Source organism: Pseudoalteromonas sp. S554 (assembly GCF_005930865.1).
In the GTDB taxonomy this organism is placed as follows: Bacteria; Pseudomonadota; Gammaproteobacteria; order Enterobacterales; family Alteromonadaceae; genus Pseudoalteromonas; species Pseudoalteromonas marina.
Genome location: NZ_PNDV01000001.1, coordinates 235,150 through 255,500 on the forward strand (window position 1 = coordinate 235,150; position 20,351 = coordinate 255,500).

General features: G+C 40.7%; 15 protein-coding genes. 13 read left to right on the forward strand and 2 right to left on the reverse strand.

The window, feature by feature from the left end; translation table 11 throughout:
* Positions 1-170 precede the first annotated feature (170 nt).
* Both CWB65_RS01045 and CWB65_RS01050 read left to right on the forward strand, forming a co-directional pair.
* The gene (locus CWB65_RS01045) at positions 171-1,637 is read left to right on the forward strand and encodes an SLC13 family permease (RefSeq protein WP_033025038.1); all 1,467 of its coding nucleotides are present in this window, start codon (positions 171-173) and stop codon (positions 1,635-1,637) included.
* Positions 1,638-1,776: 139 nt separating this feature from the next.
* Positions 1,777-3,195, forward strand: coding sequence for a coniferyl aldehyde dehydrogenase (locus CWB65_RS01050; protein ID WP_008127473.1), 1,419 nt, complete (start codon positions 1,777-1,779; stop codon positions 3,193-3,195).
* A 68-nt stretch (positions 3,196-3,263) separates the two neighbouring features.
* Here CWB65_RS01050 and CWB65_RS01055 read toward each other — a convergent pair whose 3' ends face one another.
* Positions 3,264-3,989 carry a tetratricopeptide repeat protein gene (locus tag CWB65_RS01055; protein WP_006791705.1) on the reverse strand — a complete coding sequence of 242 codons (726 nt, stop codon included), beginning with the start codon at positions 3,987-3,989 and terminating at the stop codon, positions 3,264-3,266.
* Between the two features lie 399 nt (positions 3,990-4,388).
* Between CWB65_RS01055 and CWB65_RS01060 the strand changes: the two genes are divergently transcribed.
* The 7 genes from CWB65_RS01060 (at position 4,389) to CWB65_RS01090 (ending at position 12,378) form a co-directional block, all read left to right on the forward strand.
* Entirely contained in the window at positions 4,389-5,249 is an 861-nt protein-coding gene (locus tag CWB65_RS01060; RefSeq protein ID WP_008127475.1) for a DUF6279 family lipoprotein, read from the forward strand.
* 167 nt (positions 5,250-5,416) lie between these two features.
* Positions 5,417-6,436, forward strand: a complete 1,020-nt coding sequence (locus tag CWB65_RS01065) for an XdhC family protein (protein ID WP_008127476.1) — start codon at positions 5,417-5,419, stop codon at positions 6,434-6,436.
* A 3-nt stretch (positions 6,437-6,439) separates the two neighbouring features.
* A complete protein-coding gene (locus tag CWB65_RS01070) occupies positions 6,440-7,039 on the forward strand; it encodes a nucleotidyltransferase family protein (protein WP_008127478.1) in 600 nt (199 codons plus the stop codon).
* A gap of 236 nt (positions 7,040-7,275) precedes the next feature.
* Positions 7,276-7,764, forward strand: coding sequence for a (2Fe-2S)-binding protein (locus tag CWB65_RS01075; RefSeq protein ID WP_008127481.1), 489 nt, complete (start codon positions 7,276-7,278; stop codon positions 7,762-7,764).
* Between the two features lie 12 nt (positions 7,765-7,776).
* Positions 7,777-10,068: a xanthine dehydrogenase family protein molybdopterin-binding subunit gene (locus CWB65_RS01080; RefSeq protein WP_008127483.1), complete on the forward strand. Its 2,292-nt coding sequence runs from the start codon at positions 7,777-7,779 to the stop codon at positions 10,066-10,068.
* 198 nt (positions 10,069-10,266) lie between these two features.
* Positions 10,267-11,238, forward strand: coding sequence for a GTP 3',8-cyclase MoaA (gene moaA / locus CWB65_RS01085; RefSeq protein ID WP_138739650.1), 972 nt, complete (start codon positions 10,267-10,269; stop codon positions 11,236-11,238).
* A 105-nt stretch (positions 11,239-11,343) separates the two neighbouring features.
* Complete coding sequence (locus CWB65_RS01090; protein ID WP_138739651.1) at positions 11,344-12,378, forward strand: GGDEF domain-containing protein; 1,035 nt, start codon at positions 11,344-11,346, stop codon at positions 12,376-12,378.
* On the opposite strand, the gene CWB65_RS01095 is transcribed toward CWB65_RS01090, so the two are convergent.
* Positions 12,375-13,313, reverse strand: a complete 939-nt coding sequence (locus CWB65_RS01095) for a LysR family transcriptional regulator (RefSeq protein WP_033025041.1) — start codon at positions 13,311-13,313, stop codon at positions 12,375-12,377. The two genes, CWB65_RS01090 and CWB65_RS01095, sit on opposite strands and share 4 nt — an antisense overlap.
* Positions 13,314-13,433: 120 nt before the next feature.
* Here CWB65_RS01095 and CWB65_RS01100 point away from each other — a divergent pair, with 120 nt between their 5' ends.
* Genes CWB65_RS01100 through CWB65_RS01115 form a run of 4 tightly spaced genes read left to right on the forward strand, consistent with a single transcriptional unit; the run spans position 13,434 to position 20,209 of the window.
* On the forward strand, positions 13,434-14,603 hold the full coding sequence (locus CWB65_RS01100; protein WP_006791714.1) for an efflux RND transporter periplasmic adaptor subunit: 1,170 nt from the start codon (positions 13,434-13,436) through the stop codon (positions 14,601-14,603).
* Between the two features lie 10 nt (positions 14,604-14,613).
* Positions 14,614-17,766: an efflux RND transporter permease subunit gene (locus tag CWB65_RS01105; RefSeq protein ID WP_138739652.1), complete on the forward strand. Its 3,153-nt coding sequence runs from the start codon at positions 14,614-14,616 to the stop codon at positions 17,764-17,766.
* On the forward strand, positions 17,759-19,171 hold the full coding sequence (locus CWB65_RS01110; RefSeq protein WP_138739653.1) for a TolC family protein: 1,413 nt from the start codon (positions 17,759-17,761) through the stop codon (positions 19,169-19,171). The genes CWB65_RS01105 and CWB65_RS01110 overlap by 8 nt, the downstream gene beginning before the upstream one ends.
* A gap of 9 nt (positions 19,172-19,180) precedes the next feature.
* The gene (locus CWB65_RS01115) at positions 19,181-20,209 is read left to right on the forward strand and encodes a zinc-binding dehydrogenase (protein WP_138739654.1); all 1,029 of its coding nucleotides are present in this window, start codon (positions 19,181-19,183) and stop codon (positions 20,207-20,209) included.
* The last annotated feature ends 142 nt before the right edge of the window (positions 20,210-20,351 follow it).

Here is a 20,351-nt window from a genome sequence, read left to right on the forward strand (position 1 = left end):
GCGTTTCTATAAATTCCCCTTCTTAATTTGTATGATGTCTTACACTTTTCACTCGTACTAAAGCTCTAAGCCTTTAACTCTATGCAAATTTAGTTATGGCTGATATCCATTTGACAAGTCCTTACTATCTTCTTTACTGTGTCGTCTGTTAAATAGCTTTTGGCGTGGTGATGGTAAGCAACCTAAACAATTCTAATCAAATACATCCTATTATACGAAGCGTGTGGCTTTGGCTTGGGCCCATAGTAATGTTGTTAACCTGTTTATTAGATCCACCAAATGGCCTATCTGATACAGCCTTTAAAACAGCAGGTTTAACATTTTGGATGGCCTCTTGGTGGGTGACTGAGGTTGTCCCTATTCCTGCAACTTCATTGTTACCGCTAGTAATAACGCCACTTGTAAATATTGCGCCTATCAAAATTACGGCAGCGCCTTATGCACACCCACTTATATTTTTATTTTTGGGTGGTTTTTTAATCTCAATAGCTATGGAACGTTGGGGGTTACATAAACGAATTGCGTTAACCACTATGTTATATGCGGGTAAAAAACCGAGCTTACAAATTTTAGCAATGATGTTAGTAACAGCATTTTTATCTATGTGGATGTCAAACACGGCTACAACGGTGATGATGTTACCTATCGCGTTATCAATTATTCATTTAGTGAGTCACTCTGATTCTGGTGAAGATGGATTTGCAAAAGCATTACTTCTATCAATTGCCTATGGTGCCAGCATTGGTGGTATTGCTACGTTAATAGGAACACCGCCTAACGCGCTTATGGCAGCATACTTATCTGAAAGTTACCAAATTGAAATAGGCTTTGGGCAATGGATGATGATAGGTGTGCCTTTAGCAATTGTTATGTTACTGGTGTGTTGGATATGGCTTACTAAATTCAGCTATAAAGTTGATAAAAATGCAGAAAACATTAAAGACAGTAAGGCTATGTTTGTAAATGAACTTGCTGAACTCGGTGCGTTGCAACGGGCTGAAAAAGGCGTGTTTTCAGTATTTGTACTAGCCGCGTTATGTTGGGTTTTTAGACCGCTATTAGCTGATTTGTCGGGTCTTAGCATTTCAGACACTGCTATTGCTATTACAGCAGCCTTGTTGTTATTTGTTTTGCCAGCTAAGAAGGGCAGTGACGAGCGAATTTTAGATTGGCAAAGTACATCTAAAGTGCCATGGGGCGTATTGTTATTATTTGGCGGTGGTTTATCGTTAGCATCACAGATTAAATCTTCTGGTTTAGCGCAATACATTGCACAAATGATAGAAGGGGCGAGTGCTATTCCGTTAGTTATGGGCATAGTGGTTGTTGTAGCGCTTATCACCTTTTTAACCGAAATCACGAGTAATACAGCTACTGCGGCGGGCTTTTTGCCGTTATTAGGCCCAGTTTCTGAAAGTATTTTTGGCTCGCCTTTAGTGTGGGTTATTCCTGCTGCTATAGCATGCAGTTGTGCGTTTATGATGCCAGTTGCTACACCACCAAATGCCATTGTATTTGGCTCGGGAAAAATTAAAATTCGCGATATGATCAGAGCAGGTTTTGCACTTAACCTAGTCGCTATCGTATTAATTACACTTGTAACAATAACGCTCGCAAAAACAGTATTTAATTTTTAAAAATTGAGTCGGTTTGTATCTTAAACAAAGCGACTCTTAATCACTATGTGTGTGGTTGTAATAGGTAAATTAGTGTTATTGCTCGAAAAACAGATCAAGGTTATAGTCGACAATAACATTAAAAGTCGAGTAATCTATTTTGACAACAGACACAGCACAAATAGCCTCTTTATCAGCGCACTTTACTAGTTTACAAAATGCGTTTTTAGATAATCCTTATCCTTCTATTCATTCTCGAATTGCCATTTTAAAAAAATTACGTTCGCGCATTGTAGAGCTAGAAGAAGAACTTATCAGTGCAGTATCTAAAGACTTTGGCTACCGGACTGCGTTTGATACCTTACTTGGTGATATTTTGCCTACCGTGCAAGGGCTTTCGCACATTATTAAAAAATTACCTAAATGGTCAAAGCCTAGTAAACGTTCTGTGGGGCTTAGCTTATGGCCGTCTAAAGTGAGTGTTACCTATCAGCCTAAAGGCGTGGTAGGTGTTATCGCACCGTGGAATTACCCAATACAGCTAGCGGTTGTGCCAGTGATCACCGCTATCGCAGCCGGTAATAAAGTAATGTTAAAACTCAGCGAATTTACACCACATACTAATGCCGTATTAGAAAAGCTTTTTGATGACAAAATGAGTCAGCATGTATGTGTGGTCCAAGGCGGCAGCAACGTTGCCAGCGAATTTTCGTCTCTTCCTTTTGCGCACTTATTATTTACCGGCTCTACTGGGGTTGGCAAATTAGTAATGAAAGCAGCCAGTAAAAACTTAACTCCCGTTACTTTAGAGCTTGGTGGCAAGTCACCAGTGATTATTACCGAGCAAGCTGATGTTGCAAAAGCAGCACACGCACTGTTATTCGGGAAAATGGCAAATGCCGGGCAAATTTGTGTCGCGCCAGACTATGTATTTGTGCCTAAAACCCTAGAAAGCCAGCTTATTAAACAGTTATGTGAGCTTTATAAAAAGCATTTTAAGCAGGGTGTTGAAGGTAAAAACTTAACCTCTATTATTAGTGACTCACATTATGCGCGTCTAGCCGGATACTTAGTGCAAGCACAAGAACTTGGGGCAAATGTCATTAAGCCACTTGAACAAAATCAACAAGATGCAGATAAACATCGTATGGGTCTGCATTTAGTAACGAATGTGACCGACGACATGCAACTTATGCAAGATGAACTATTTGGGCCTATATTGCCAATTAAGAGTTATGGGAAGTTAGATGACGTTCTCGATTATATTAAACAGCATCCAAATCCGCTTGCTTTATATATTTTAGGCCAAGATAAAGAGGCACAAGAGTACCTTATTAAACAAACACTTAGTGGCACCGTTGCGGTTAACGACACTTTAGTACAAGTCACTGCTGACGACGCGCCATTTGGTGGGGTGGGTCATTCAGGTATGGGGCACTATCACGGTAAGGAAGGGTTTTTAACGTTTAGTCACGCTAAAAATACACTCGTTTCTGGTTCTTTTAACCCGCGCATAGGGTTGTTACTTAAGCAAAGTAAAATACTAACCAGATTGCTAAAGTGGTTATATATTAAGTAAAACAAGCCAAAAAAAGCTGAACTAAGTATGCGCAATGATACTAAGTCCAGCTTTATTTTTTGCTTAACCTAAAATAGACGTCCTTCACCTGCGTAGGTACCTGCAAGGATTTTAGTGTAAATTGCATCAGCTTTTTCTTTTGCTTCTTCAATTTCTTTAGGTAGCATTGAACGCTCATCTAACTTTCGACTATGGCTTGCTTGCATGTTGCCATTGTATTCGGCAATTGTATTCCATATGTATGACTTCTCAAGGTTTTTAGGCATTCCTAGCCCTTCAAAGTACATAAGCGCTAAATTAAATTGCGCTAAAGAATAGTTATTCCCAGCGGCTTTTTCGTACCATGTTTTAGCAAGTTTGTAGTCGTGACTAACACCATCACCATTTGAATACATCACGCCTAAGTTAAACTGTGCGGCAGGCATGTTTTTTTTGGCTGCTTTTTCGAATAGAGATAAAGCCATTTGTTTGTCTAACTTAACGCCTTTGCCTTCGTCGTATAATACCGCTAATGCAAACATTGAGTCTGCGTGATTCTTTTTTACGCCTTTTTTGTATAGATCGGCTGCTTTGTAATAATCGCGTGTAACGCCGTGGCCTTCTTCGTATAATTTAGCAAGCTCGTAAATGCCAGGTGCAAACCCCTTGTCGGCAAGGTATTCAAATTCTTTTAAAGCGAATTCAAAGCGACCTTCGTTCGCCGCAATAATACCTTCTTCAAGGGTTGCATTCGCAAAAGGGCTCGCAATTAAAGCACCCGTAAGTAATAACGTTTTTAAATTAAACTGTGACATAGCGATGTCTCCAAAAAGTAATCGTTTCACTGTGAGTTAAATAAAACCATTTTATTTGCAACACTATTGCACTTGCAGCTATTTAAGGGCGTATAACGTTGCTATATTTTAGGTTTATTTTATTACTACAAACAAACTAGCGTGCATTTAAGTTTAGATAAACTCTGTTTGTGATTATAGCTCAAATCGGGGGCGTTTTTTCTAACACGTTCGATTTTATAAGCGTAAGATACAGATATAACAGAAAATTTAAAAGAAATAACTATGTCAAAGCATGGCGAAAAGTTGCTAATTATAAACTTTTGACTGTTATGCTATTTAAGGTAGCGAGTTCACGTTACGTAGGTTCATTATGTAAGTGCTTAGCTAAGTGAAGCGTTTATATTTGCAGAGGTGAAAATGTTAAAAACAATAAAAAATAAGTTGTCACATATAACTATTGCGTTAAGCGTACTGCTATTAACGAGTTGTTCTGCCTCGTTTACATATAATAATTTAACTTGGTTATCGTCATTTTGGGTTGATGATTACGTTGATTTAAACAAACAACAGAACAAGCAATTAAAAGAGATTATTAACACCACACAGCAATGGCATCGCGATACACAGTTGCCAGCATACAAGCAAGATATTGAAAATTTAAAGTCGCTGTTTAATCAAAATCTAAATCATGCTCAATTAAAAGAGCAGGTAGTATTTGCTAGGGCCCACTGGAAAAATCTTCTTGAGCATGCGCATTTTTCGCTTGCGCAATTAGGGTATACGCTCTCTACAGTACAGCGCGATGAATTTATACAAAATATTCAAGATCAAATTAACGAAGATCGTGAGCAATACAACGAACAATCTAGTAAAGAGCGCAAAACTAAACGCCTAGAAAACCAGTTAAACTACTACTCAGATTGGCTGGGTAAGCTCACTGACCAGCAAAAGCAACTTATTACAGACGCAAACAACAAGCATACGGAGTCAGGCGGGCTGTGGCTCGATTATAAACAAACTCGATTAGATGCAGCAAAATCAATAATGGTTGATGGAACACTCTCTGAAGATGAGTTTGTAACTAAATTAAGCTATGTAATAAAAGAGCGTGAAGCCTTTATGAGCGAAAAGCAATTAGCCATAAATGCCAGCAACCTTGATTTATATGTTAATTTATTAATAGAACTAGCCCCGACATTGAATAAAAAACAGCGCGAAAGTGTTAATGATGAATTTGACAGCCTAATTGAAACCCTCAACGATTTAATGGAACCATAAAATTTAAACCTTTACATTGAGTAAGAAAATTTCATTTATATAATATAAATATGATCTTACTAAGTAGGCTCAACGTAGGTTAAACGTTTTTAAAATTAGTCAGTTATTTACAGCTAAATTTTATAGGCTACGAAAATACATAAATAATGGATTCTAACGGCACTTATATGGTAACTGATTTAAAAAGCATGCTTGCAACGTGGCACCCTTTACGAGACGAACAGCAATGGGTTTTGGCTACATTGTATAAAATTGAAGGCTCGAGCTACCGTAAGCTAGGCGCCATGATGCTTATTTCTAGCTTAGGGCAGCGATTGGGTATGCTCTCCGGTGGGTGCTTAGAGGCAGATATTCAGCGCCACGCCAAACAAGTAATGACCTCCCTTACGTCAAAAACGATTACGTATGATGCCACCGATGAAGATGACTTAACTTTTCAGTTAGGTATTGGCTGTGGTGGTGTTGTCCATATTGTTTTACAGCCAGTTAATAGCGCCAATAAATACCTAAATCTCGATTTTGTTTTTAATGCTCTTAAAGAAAAAGTGTCAGGTTATTATTTACAACCAGTGCAACCTCTTTGTGCGTTGGGGCAGGGCGTTTTTTCAAAACGTAATGTTTCTGATGGTCTTTCTGTTAATCGTAAAGCACAAATCATTGAAAAAAATAATCAGCATTGGCTACAAGTGGCCGTATACCCAGCCCCACATATTTTAATTGTGGGTGGCGGTGCCGACGCTGTTGCCGTTTATTCTATGGCTAAGCAGCTGGGTTGGGTTGTGACTGTGTGGGATCCCCGCGCGGCTAATGCTAAAAGGCAATATTTTCAGCAGGCAGATGCAATTTTACGTTGTCCGCCTCAAGAGCTAACCCAATATTGCGAAAAGCAAAAGGTGGATGCGAGCATATTAATGGCCCACAGTGTTGAGCTTGATGCAAATGCACTTTATGCGTTGAACCAGTCTAATTTAAAATATATGGGGCTGCTGGGTCCTAAGCACCGACGAGCACAAGTTTTTGAGCAAGCTAATATAGCTATACAAGAGGTTAAAGCGCCTGTTTTTGGGCCTGTAGGGCTTAACTTAGGTGGCGACTCGCCAGAGAGTATTGCATTGTCACTTATTAGTGAAATACACGCCGTGCTTTCTAATAAAGATGCTACATCCCTAAGCAATTGGGGTCAGTGAAGTATGCGCATAGCAAAAGTGTTGTTAGCCGCAGGACAGTCGTCTCGTTTTGATGGATGCAAATTAATAGCAAATGTGGGCAATAATAAAACTATGATTGCGCGTGCAGTTGACGTTTTACAGCAGTTAGACGCGGGTGCCGTCTATGTTGTTTCAGGCGCCTGGCATAACGAAATTACTCAAGCGCTAAAGCACTACAATAATGTCGAAATTATCTGTAATTTAGATTGGCAGCAAGGGTTAGGTAAATCAATCGCGCTTGCAGCTAATCAGTTAAGGCATAGTGACGGTTGGGATGGCATTTTATTTATGCTAGCCGATCAGGTTGAATTGGAGGCGTGCGATATTCAGCAGTTAGTCACTCGTTTTCAGAATAACCCCACTCGATGGTGTGCTAACTATGGAGAACGATTAGGTGTGCCGGCAATTTTTCCTCATGATGATTTTGATTTACTCACCACTTTGTCGAATGACAAAGGCGCTCAACATCTACTTCGTGAATCCGGCGGTATTGTAAACTGCGTTTTACTAAATAAGGCAAGCGCAGACATAGATACCGTTGAGCAGTTAAATTGTTATACCGCTAAACAGGCGCTAAATTAAATAATTAAAACTTTAGGCAATAAATCAACCTCAAACAGAGGTTCAGCTTAAATAAAAAAACAAACTAAACTTTAATTGAACATGTTTATATAAATACATACTGCGCAGGGCATAAAGTTGCGCATCCAACTTAAGAGCAATGTCGAGGATCAAGTTGCTTTAATTTTAATGGTATTACCAACTGCTCAGCACAAATCGCAGTGCAGTTGATTGAGAGCTAATTCAAGGGGCGGGTTATGGTAACGTTTACAATTAATGGCAAAGTGATTGAATCACAAGCAAGTGAAGATACACCACTGCTATGGGTTATTCGCGATGAAATAGGGTTAAAGGGCACTAAGTTTGGTTGTGGCATAGCAATGTGTGGTGCGTGTACAGTGCATTTAGATGGACAGGCTACACGTTCATGTGTATTACCCGTAGGAGCTGTAGCTGGTAAAAACATTACCACTATTGAAGGTCTCAATAACGAACACCCGCTTCAAAAAGCATGGGTTGAAGAGCAAGTACCGCAATGTGGTTATTGTCAGTCTGGGCAGATTATGCAAGCGGCAACATTACTTGCAGACAATCCGTCGCCAACAGACGAAGAAATTGTCAATCATATGAATGGTAACTACTGCCGCTGTATGGCGTACAAACGTATAAAGTCGGCAATACAACGTGCGGCCGATGAGTCACAAAGTGCAGTACAGATGTTTAACCCAAATGAGCAAGACGTTTAATCGGAGCGGATAATGAAAAAATTATTTCAAAAAAACAGCGAAACCGTCAACTTAAATCGTCGTTCATTTATGATTGGCAGTGCTAGTGCGGGCTTGGTAATGGCATTTGCGCCTGCGTTACTTTCAGGTTCTTTAAGCGCCAAAGAATCAATTTCACAACAGGCGTTTTCACCCACTATTTGGTGGACAATGGATACCAATGGTGGGGTAGAGGTTAGCATTGCAAAGGCTGAAATGGGCCAACACATTGGCACTGCTTTAGCACGAATAGTGGCCGACGAGTTAGAGTGTGATTGGGATAAAGTATCAATTACTTACGTAGACACCCATGAGAAATGGGGATATATGGTTACAGGTGGTTCGTGGTCAGTATTTCAAAGTTTTAAACCGCTATCGCAAGCGGGTGCCGCAGGTCGCTTAGCCCTTATTGATGCCGGGGCTAAAATGCTAGGGGTTAAACCAGAGCAATGTATTGCACAAAAAGGGCAAATTGTTGCTGGTGGTCAATCGGTAAGTTACGCTGATATTGTACAAAAAGGTGAATTTAATCTTACCTTTACAAGTGAAGAAGTTGCAAAGCTTCCTTTAAAACCAGCCAATAAACGTCATTTAACCGGCTTAAACCAAGATTTTAAAGCATTAGATATACCCGCTAAAACAAACGGAACAGCAGTGTATGGCATTGATGTTGAAATAGAAGGTATGGTGTATGCGCGTCCGGTTATTCCTCCGACACGTTATGGTAGTAAAGTAACAAGCGTTGATGACAGTGGCGCAAAAGCAATTAAAGGTTATCGCGGTTTTGAAATATTAAACGATCCTAGTAATACCGTTGAGGGATGGGTTGTTGTACTGGCTGACAATTATCACAGTGCTATTAAAGCGGTTGATGCGTTAAATGTAAGCTACCAGGTAGGCAAAACGGCCAACGTCTCCGAGGCAGATATTCAGGCGCAGGGTAAAAAATTATGTGACGATAGCGCATCCGGTACTTTATTTGTAGATGAAGGCAATACGCCTCAGGTTTTGGCCGATGCAAAAAACACATTTGATGCAACTTACACCACGGCGACAGCGAGTCACTACCAATTAGAGCCACTTAACGCCATAGCTGAATTTAAAAACGGTAACTGGATTGTACATACGGGTAACCAATGGCAATCACTCACGTTACCAGCTTTAGCCAAAGCCCTCGATATAGAGCAAAATAAAGTCATTATTCGTCCTTACTATTTGGGTGGTGGCTTTGGACGTCGTTTATTTGGTGATTGGACAGTCCCTGCTGCATTAACGGCAAAAGCAATAGGTAAACCGGTTAAGCTTGTATTTACCCGTGAAGATGACAGTTTATTTGATCAGTCTCGCTCAGCGTCTACGGCTAAATTAACCGCTTCGTTCGGTGAAAAGGGAGAGCTTAGCGCATTAGAGCATGCGTTTGCTGCAGGCTGGCCAACTAAAGCAATGGCGCCAGGTTTTTTGGCTCCTGGTGTTGATGGTAATGGTAAATTTGATTCGTTTTCTGCCTCAGGTGCTGATCACTGGTATAGCATGAGTAACCATCGTGCTCGTGCTATCAATAACGAGTTAGCACAAAGCACTTTTACGCCAGGTTGGTTACGTTCAGTTGGACCGGGTTGGATTGTATGGAGCCTTGAGTCTTTTATAGACGAAATAGCGCACAAGCAAGGTATTGATCCGGTTAAGTTTCGTTTATCAATGCTTGACGGTAAAGGAAAACAAGCGGGTAAAGCACCTGAAAGTGTTGGTGGCGCGCGCCGTTTACATGATGTACTTAAAAAAGTGTCAGACAAAGTTAGCTCAATAAAGCTTAACGAAAACGAGGGCATTGGTTTTTCGGTTAGTTCAGGGCAAGAGCGCCACATGCCAGCATGGATTGGCACTGCAGCCCATGTTCACGTTAACAAAAGCGATGGTAAAATCACCCTTAAAAAGTTATACGCTGTTGTTGACGCCGGTTTAATTGTACATCCTGATGGTGCGATGGCTCAATTAGAAGGGTCATTATTATGGGGAGCGAGTATGGCCTTACATGAGTCCAACTCTTATGAAAATGGTCAAGTAGCTGCTACAAACTTTAATACTTACCTTCCAATGAGAATGCAAGATGTACCCGAAATGGACATTGAGTTTGTGCAAAGTGATGAGTTTCCTGTAGGGTTAGGGGAGCCAGGTGTTATTGGCGTTGCGCCAGCAATTGGCAATGCCATATACAATGCAGTAGGTGTACGTTTACGTGACTTACCAATGAAACCAAGTGCAGTTGTAAAAGGTTTAAAAGCCTAAATAAACACCAAAAGCGTGTAAACCTTAAATTTACACGCTTTTGCAGTGCGAGTTATTAGGCTCATATTAGATTAAATACATAAGGCCTTTATTTTATATTAATAAAGCCAAAATCCGTGTGTTAACCTACAACCATAACAAAAGCATAACCTGTAATACTCACAGGCCCAGTCAAACAAAGTAAAGTGAAGGTTTTTTATGCTCATCGACCCAGCAGGGCGAAAATTTAGTTACTTACGTTTATCGATTACCGATGTGTGTAACTTTAAATGTGTTTATTGTTTACCAGATGGCTACCAATGTGGCCATGACAGAGAATTCCTTTCACTGAATGAAATTAGCAATACTATTAGCGCTTTTGCGCATCATGGTATTACCAAGCTACGTATTACTGGCGGTGAACCCACCCTTAGAAAAGATTTCATAGATGTTATTCGTGTGGCAAAAGATACGTCGGGCATTACAAAAATAGCCGCTACAACAAACGGCTTTTCAATGCATAAGCACATTAACAATTGGGTAGATGCAGGGCTTAATGCGATTAATGTGAGTATTGATACACTTGATCCAAGAATGTTTAATACTATTACCGGTCACGATAAATTTAATACCGTGATGAAAGGCATAGACGCCGCGTTAGAAAGCGGTATTGAATCGGTAAAAATAAACAGCGTGTTAATGAAGCAATATAATGGTCAAGAGCTCGACACATTTATAGCGTATTTAAAGCATCGTCCAGTCACTATGCGCTTTATTGAACTAATGCAAACTAACGACAATAAGGCGTTTTTTGATAAAAATCACGTATCCGGCCAGTCAATTAAAGTACGATTACGTGCAGCGGGGTGGCAACCTGTCATTAGAAGCATTACAGACGGTCCTGCTCAGGAGTTTTATCACCCTGACTACCAAGGGCGTATTGGCTTAATAATGCCCTACAGTAATGATTTTTGTAGTTCGTGTAACAGGCTGAGAGTGTCTTCTTTGGGTAAATTACACCTTTGTTTGTTTTCAGAGCAAGGTATTTCATTACGAGAGCACATGAATGAAAACTCAAACCAAGCACTTATAAACCAGCTATCTCGCTATATTAAAACTAAAAAACCAACTCATTTGCTACATCAGGGCGAAACAGGTGTAACAACTAACCTTTCAATGCTGGGTGGTTAGCGGTTAAAAATGCCACAATGTGGTGTAATAACGCTCGGTTACACTTGTTATATATTTATTACAGGGTAGAATAATTCCTTAGTTCGACGTTATTGAGTTAATTGAATGGATATCACCGCTCTAAATAGTACTAAAGCATTAAGAAAGCACGTTCTTGTATGGATGTGTTTGTTTTTTGGTTCTGTGTCATTATTTTTTAGCGCATTAAACGTATTCAGTGGTGTCTATTTGCTCGGCTTTTTAGAGTTCTGTTTTTCAATTTATTGCCTGTATACCATTCATCATTTAAGTAAGCATGCATTGCGGTTTTGGCAGTCTGTTGTAATGTGTGTATTGGTTTGTATTATAGTTTTGTACGCCAATTATATATCAGAACCTAAATATGGCTTATTTGTATGGTCATTCGCTTTGCCTGTATTGTGTTACTTATTAATGGGAAAGCGATACGGAATTTTCTTCTCAGGTACTGTCCTCTTTATTCAATCACTGATTTTATTAAGTAAATCTTCGCCTGATCCTATAGTAAATTTAAATATGGCGATTAACTTACTATTGGCCTATGTCAGTATTTGGACTGTTTCGCATATTTTTGAGGGAAGCCGCGCGCTTTCATCTAAACGTTTAAAAAACCTAGCACTACTTGATCCATTAACTGGCGCAGGTAACCGGTTATCAATGAACCACTATTTTGAAGTAGAGCTGGTTGATAAAACAAATACCTATTTATTTTTACTCGACTTAGATTACTTCAAACAAATAAATGACAAATTTGGCCATGATGTAGGCGATAAAGTACTTACTGAAATTGCAACGCTTTTAAGAATAACCTTAGCAAAGGGGTACGTGTTTAGGGTTGGCGGTGAGGAGTTTGCCGTTATTCATTCTTTTAATAGCAAAGACGAAGCCTTATTTGCAGCTGAAAAGTTAAGAGAAACTGTTGAAAAAACACCGTTTAATATTGAGGGGCATGCAATTAAACTTACTATCAGTATTGGTGTAGCTGACTATCAAGCTAACCCCTCGCTTGAATCTATTTTCATTGCAGCTGATAAACAGCTTTACAAAGCAAAACGCTTAGGTCGAAATAAAGTATATGCAAGTTCAAAAGAGCAATTAAAGCAAATAGAAGTACCTGCTTAATACATTTTTTCAAAGTTTGGGATGCCGCGTTCCCAAATTGGTTTATCTTTTCCTAAATATTCGCGCACTGCATCAAAAAATAACCGTGTACGTACAGGTAAATCTCTGTGCGGATAAACAGCATACATAGCACTGTAATCCATTAACTTCACATCCGTTAATATAGGAATTAATTTACCCTCAGTAATTTCGTCACCGATTATAAATGCCGGTGCTACAAAATATGCGGTGCCAGATATGGCCTTCATTAGCAGTGCTTCAGCGTCGTTGGCGCGGTATACACTTTTTATTTTTTGCTCACATGGCTCACCAGAGCTATTGTAATAATCCACTGTTTCAACTCTCATAGAGTTGCTCGCATAACTTGCCGCAGGCAAATCTGCTAGTTCTTCCATGGAGGATGGCATCCCATACGTGCTTATAAACTCGGGGGCGGCAACAATTAATAAGCGATTACGTGCAATTTTTCTTGCAATGAGTGATGAATCTTTTGGCTCACCAATACGAAATGCTAAATCGAACCCTTCAGATACAATATCTACTAATCTGTCATCAAGCCTTAATTCAACTTCAACTTGAGGAAAGCGCTTTTGAAAGTCATTAAGTACTGGTTGTAAGTAGCGCCTACCAATGAGTGTTGATGAAGTAATTTTGAGGACGCCACGAGGCTCTAAATGGTAGTTTTCGGCCATGCGCACGGTTTCGCCAAGCAGCTCTCTGAGCTCACCGGCTTTTTTTATCATTTCTGCACCAGCGGCAGTGAGTGAAAATGAGCGAGTAGTGCGGTTTAGTAATCTAACTCCTAGTTCATCTTCTAAACGGCTAATTTGTTTAGAGATCACAGAGCGATCGATATTACGTAATTCGGCAGCTTTAGCAAAAGAGCCTTGCTCAACCACTTCAAGCAACATTAAAAGCCGACTTGTCGTATCCATAAAACCACCAAAACAATACTATTGATGCCATTTTGGCATTAATGAATTTAAAAATCTATGGTTTTTGTCCGCAGGTATAACCCGTAGTATGCGTTCTTAATCAATTAAAGGAGCGTCTTCATGAAAAAACACCTTATCGCTGCTGCATTTGCAGGCGCATTTTTAACACTTGCTGGTTGTGCTGATGAAAGTACACCGCCTTCTGCTCAAGCACAATTTCTTCAACCCATAGATGTTGCTAACGTACTTGTTAAACCAGTACAAAGCTGGCACACCTACACAACTCGCTTAGAGTCTCCGCAAGAAGTTGCACTTATGCCACGAGTATCTGGTGTTATAGAACAAATTACGTTTAATGAAGGCGACCTTGTTAAAAAAGGCGATGTATTATTTAAGCTTGATGACCGTCCGTTTGCGGCGGTTGTTGCTAGTTTAAAAGCCCAAGTTAACAGTGCACAAGCTGCGCTCGAGCAAGCAAAAAGCGAAGCTAAACGCGCTGAGCGCTTAACTGAACGTAAAGCAATTTCAACTGAGCAAGCAGAATCACGTACCTCTGTATTACGCCAACGCGAAGCTCAACTTGCTGCATTACAAGCACAGCTAACATCAGCTGAACTTGATTTAGAATTTACAGCCATTGTGTCACCTATCGACGGTGTGATCTCGCGTGCCAATATCACGAAAGGTAACAACATTATTGCAGGGCAAAGCGTGCTAACCAGCATTGTTTCTAACGAAAAAATGTACGCCTATTTTGATGTGGACGAACGCACCTGGAATAGCGATTTTAGTAACGTGACCTCAAAAAGTCGCCAAGCCGTTGTAATGCAAAAAGTAGGCGAGCGCGATTTTGCTTACAAGGGGTACATAAACTTTATTGATAATCAAATTAACTCATCAACAGGTACGCTGCGTGTGCGTGCTGTATTTGATCAGGATAACAGCCAATTACGTGCAGGGTCGTTTGCGCGTATTAAGCTTGCTGCTAATTCAGTCACAGAGCAAATAATTGTGCCAGACAGAGCAATAGGGACTGATTTAAAAAACCGCTTTGTTTTGACAGTGGGTGAAAACAATGTGCTGCAGTACAAATTAGTCACAGTGGGTGAGCGCTATGGCTCTCTTCGTGCCATCACCTCAGGTCTTTCAGAGGGCGATGTAATAGCCGTAAATGGCCCTGCTCGTGTTGGACCAGGTATGCCTGTGGCACCGAACAAAGTAACCATTGATAGCAGTGATGTTGCGTTCACCATGAACAATGACGATTCAAGCTTAGTCGCAAAGCAATAAGGTTTTTTAGATGAAATTTTCACACTTTTTTATACAGCGACCCATTTTTGCGGCCATGCTGTCTTTGGTTATATTAATTGCCGGTGGTATTTCGTTATTCCAACTGCCGGTAAGTGAATACCCAGAAGTCGTGCCTCCTACCGTGGTTGTAACAGCAAGCTACCCAGGAGCTAACCCAACGGTAATAGCGCAAACGGTAGCAACGCCTTTAGAGCAAGAAATTAATGGTACAGAAAACATGCTGTATATGTTTTCTCAAGCAACCAGTGATGGTCGTATGACGCTGACGGTTACATTTGCACTAGGGACTGATTTAGACCGCGCCCAAGTACAAGTACAAAACCGTGTAAACAGCGCCTTGCCACGTTTACCTGAAGAGGTGCAACGTTTAGGTGTGGTGGCTGAAAAATCGTCGCCCGATTTAACCATGGTGGTGCACTTGTACTCACCAGAAAAATCGCACGATACCGCGTATTTGTCTAACTATGCAGACCTCTATATTAAAGACGAAATAGCACGTTTACCGGGTGTGGGTGATTTGCGTTTATTTGGCGCAGGTAAATACGCCATGCGTGTATGGTTAAACCCAGATGCGCTAGCAGCACGCGAGCTAACCGCAACCGATGTAATAACAGCACTTCGTTCACAAAACCAACAAGTAGCAGCAGGTAGCTTGGGTGCACAGCCGGTTTCTAACGACAGTCAATTTCAAGTACTGTTAAATGTAAAAGGGCGTTTAAACAGTATTGAAGAGTTTGAACAAGTAATTATTAAAGTGGGCGATGAAGGCCAAATAACACGCCTTACAGATATTGCTCGCGTAGAGCTTGGTCAAGACAGCTATTCTTTGCGTGCTGAGCTTGACTCGCAACCTGCACTTGCAATGCCTATATTTCAACGCCCAGGGTCTAATGCCATTGAGCTTTCGGACCAAGTACGCGAAACCATGGCGCGTTTATCAAAAGACTTCCCTGAAGGTGTAGAATACGACATAGTTTATGACCCTACTGTATTTGTTCGTGGCTCTATTGATGCTGTTATTGCCACGTTGCTTGAAGCTATTGTACTAGTAGTGATTGTTGTCATTGTGTTTTTACAAACATGGCGTGCATCTATTATTCCACTTATTGCGGTGCCTATTTCACTCATTGGTACATTTGCGGTAATGCAGTGGTTAGGCGTATCTATTAACACCTTGTCGCTGTTTGGTTTAGTACTTGCCATCGGTATTGTGGTGGATGACGCCATAGTTGTAGTTGAAAATGTTGAGCGTAACATTGAACAAGGGTTATCGCCGCTTGAGGCAACACGTGTTGCTATGAGCGAAGTAACAGGGCCAATTATTGCCATTGCACTCGTATTGTGTGCTGTGTTTATTCCTACGGCATTTATTACCGGACTGTCAGGGCAATTTTATAAGCAATTTGCCTTAACAATTACTATTTCAACGGTGATTTCAGCAATTAACTCGTTAACGTTGTCGCCAGCATTAGCGGCACTGTTGTTAAAGTCTCACGATACTAAGCCAGATGCATTCACACGTTTGTTAAATAAACTATTTGGCCGCTGGCTATTTAAACCTTTTAACCGTGTATTTGACCGAGGCGCAAAAGGCTACGAAAAATTAGTTAAAAAACTAATTCGTATGAGCTTTATTGTAATGATCGGTTATGTTGCCCTAGTAGGTGGAACCATTAAGCTGTTTGATGCAGTACCTGGTGGGTTTATTCCACAACAAGACAAACAGTACTTAGTTGCCATTGCACAACTACCTGATGCAGCAAGCCTTGACCGTACTGAAGATGTTCTCAGGCAAATGCAGCAAATTGCACTTGAAGTACCAGGTGTTGCTAATACGGTTGCGTTTCCAGGTTTATCAGTAAATGGCTTTACCAACAGCCCTAACAGCGGGATTGTGTTTACCCCATTAGATGCATTTGAAGATAGAACCGATCCGAGTAAATCGGCTATGGCTATAGCCGCGCAGTTAAATCAACGGTTTGCAGCAATTGACGAAGCGTTTGTCGCAGTATTTCCACCGCCGCCAATTCAAGGCTTAGGTACTACAGGTGGCTTTAAACTTCAAATTGAAGACAGAGCAAACAAAGGTTTTGAAGCGTTATTTAACAGCCTACAAACAGTGATTGGCAAAGCGCAACAAGATCCAGCATTAATGGGTCTTTACTCAAGCTTTAGAATTCAAGTTCCACAAATGGATATTGATATTGACCGTGAACAAGCGTTAATTCAAGGCATTCCGCTTGACGAAGTGTTCAATGCTTTACAAATATACTTGGGTTCTGTGTATGTAAACGACTTTAATATGTTTGGCCGAACGTACCAAGTAAATGCGCAAGCTGATGCTGATTATCGCTTAGATCCTGATCAAATTCTTAACCTTAAAGTAAGAAACCGTGAAGGTAACATGGTGCCATTAGGCTCAATCCTAACGGTTACGCCAACAATTGGCCCAGACCGTGTAATGCACTACAACGGTTACCCAAGCGCAGAGCTTAACGGCAGTCCTGCACCTGGTTTTAGTTCTGACCAAGCTCAACTGGCAATTGAGGCTATTTTGGCCGACAACTTACCCAGTGGTATCGAGTACGAATGGACTGAAGTAACGTACCAACAAGTATTAGCAGGCAACACTATGGTGTATGTGTTCCCATTAGTTGTGTTACTGGTGTTTATGGTATTGGCTGCACAATATGAAAGCTTACGCTTACCATTGGCAATTATTTTAATTGTTCCAATGACGATATTTTCAGCATTACTTGGTGTTTGGTTTGTAGGTTCAGACAACAATATATTTACGCAAATAGCGCTTATTGTGCTGGTTGCCTTGGCCTCTAAAAATGCGATATTAATGGTTGAATTTGCAAAAGATAAAAACGATACAGGCTTATCGCATTTTGATGCAATATTAGCGGCATGTCGTATGCGTTTACGCCCAATACTTATGACATCAATCGCGTTTACAGCGGGTGTTATACCACTTGTACTAGCAACGGGTGCAGGGGCTGAAATGCGCCATGCAATGGGTAATGCCGTGTTCTCTGGGATGATTGGTGTAACCGTGTTTGGTTTATTGTTTACCCCGGTGTTTTACATGCTTGTTGTAAAGAAAAAAGGTAACACACAGGAGTTATCAAATGACTAATCAAATAGCAAAGCGGTTTAAAACACAGTTAACCGTAGCTTCTGTATTAATGGTCACGCTCATATCTGGCTGTGCAAGTAAGGTTGACGTGCTTGACGAGCAAAAAACAATTAACGAATTTGTTGCCAGTGCTGCAGTTGCTGACCAACTAAGTGGTGCAGATGAAACTAACTGGTGGCACGCGCTTAAGTCTGAGCAGCTAAACCAATTAGTATCAGATGCACTCGCTAAAAACTACGACCTAAAAACAAGTCAGCTTTTACTAAAAAGTGCATTAGCTAGGCTGGGCGAGCAAAAAGCACAATATTTACCGCAAGGTGGTGTTGAGTTAGGCGCTCAAAGAAGCAGCTTAGCAGATACAAACTCACGCCAATCAAGTGCTAACTTTGCACTTAATTGGCAGCTTGATTTATTTGGCCGAGTGACTGCTTTAGTTGATGCCGCAAATGCATCGGCTATGAGCCAAGCAGAGCAAGTTCGTTTACTCCAAATTGAAGTTGTTTCAGCGGTTGTTAAAGGGTTTGTTAGCTATCAAGGCAATGCTGAAAAACAGCGCATTATTAGCTTACAAATACAAGCGCTTGAGCAAAGTATTGATGTGTTACAAGCGCGGGTTGATGAAGGTGTTGCAAGTGAGCTTGATTTAAACCGCACCCTAGCGCAATTACGCCAGCAACAAGCGTTAATTCCTGCCATTGAGTTTGCAAAGTACAGTGATTTATCAACGCTTGCTGTTCTTACAGGGCGTTTAACTCAAAATATTGAATTAACAAATGAACTGAGTGTGTTACGCAATAAATTTGACGTAACACTTAGTAAGCCAAATGCCGCTATTGCACTGAGGCCAGATATTAGCCGTGCAATTTATGACTTTAGCCAAGCCAATAGTTTAAGTGTGGCAGCCAGTAAAGCTTTACTACCTGATGTAAGCCTAAGTGGCTTTGCAGGTGTGTTAAGTCTAGGTAGTAATGGCTTTAGCGATACACAGCAGCAATGGCAAATTGCGCCTAAGTTGCAATGGTCAATCTTAAGCTATCCTGCTCTTTTAGCACAACGAGACGCACAACAGTTTTTAAGTGAAGCCGCTTACAGCGATTATCAAAACGTGGTGCTTAAAGCACTTAGTGAAAGTGAGCTTTCGTTGCAGGGTTTAGTTAATCAGGCACAGCAAAAACGTTTTGCAGATGAACGTTATGACTTTGCTAATAAAGCATTTTTACAAGCAGAAGCCATGTATGAAGAAGGCCAAATCCCTTATCTAGAGTTGTTAGATGCGCGGCAGGATGTTTTAATAGCACAAGAAAATGCAGTTGAAACAACCATTTTATCGTTACTTGCTAAGGTCAATGCGTACCAATCATTTAATGGGCAATGGAGCTATGCACTAAGTAACACAAATAAGTAGAGTTTAACGATGTCTGATACTGATATTTTAACGCAAAATACTATACCGCACACAATGCGTGCCATTGTATTGGAAAAACCGAATGATCAAATAAATTTAGCTGACATTGAGTTACCTGTTCCTGAGTGTTCAGATAACGAGCTACTGATAAAAGTAGAATATGTTGGTTTAAATCCCGTTGATGGGCATTTTGCAAAATCAGGTTTTTGTCAGTGGCAGTACCCTCATATTTTGGGGCTTGATGCGGTAGGTGTTGTAGTAAAAGCAAGTAAAGGGATTTTTCCTAATGTTGGCGAGCGAGTCATGTGGCACGCCAACGTAGGTGGGCAAGGGGTACTGAGTGAATACACAAAAGTGCCTAATTTTGCAGTGTCTATTGTACCGCAAGAGTTAAACCCAGCGGTTGCTGCTGTGCTGCCTTGCGCCGGAATGGCAGCACTAATTAGCTTAGATAAAATTAGTATCACCGAAGGGCAAACTGTTTTTATTGAAGGTGGAGCAGGTGCAGTGGGGCAGTTTGCTATTCAGTACGCTAAACAGCGTGGCGCTGATGTATTTGCAACAGCCTCTAAGAAAAACCATAAACTCGTAAAACAGCTTGGCGCGGATGTTGTGTTTGACTACAACGATAAAAAGTTGTGTGAAAAAATTAGTAGAGAGCTAGGGCCGCAAGGGTTTGATGCAGTAATCGATACCGTGGGTGGTGAGTCGACAGCGCGTAATATCGAACTCATGCGTTTTTGCGGAAAAATAGCGTGTTTAAATCCATTACCTTGTTTTGAACAAGATCTAATGTACCGGCGCGCGCCAAATATAAGTGTTGTGTCGCTTGGTGGTGCATGGCTCGCTAATAGTTTATGTGCGCAGCAACGCTTGAGCTTTATGGGTAATTTATTACTCGAAGGCGCCACTAATGGTGATATTAAAGCACCGACCTTAACGCCTGTTGAGTTTAACGCAAATGCGGTATCTAATGCCTTAAACACGCAGCTCGCGGGTGGTTTTACAGGCAAGCATGTCGTAAAAATAGGCTGTTAAAAAACTCTGATTAATACAAAACGCAGCCTGTTTAAGCTGCGTTTTTTTATGCCTTTTTTAGGTGTCATTCACTTATTATTTTTTATACATTTACACTAATAAGCAAAAGCATTTTAAAAAACTTGAGTGGCCATAAATCACG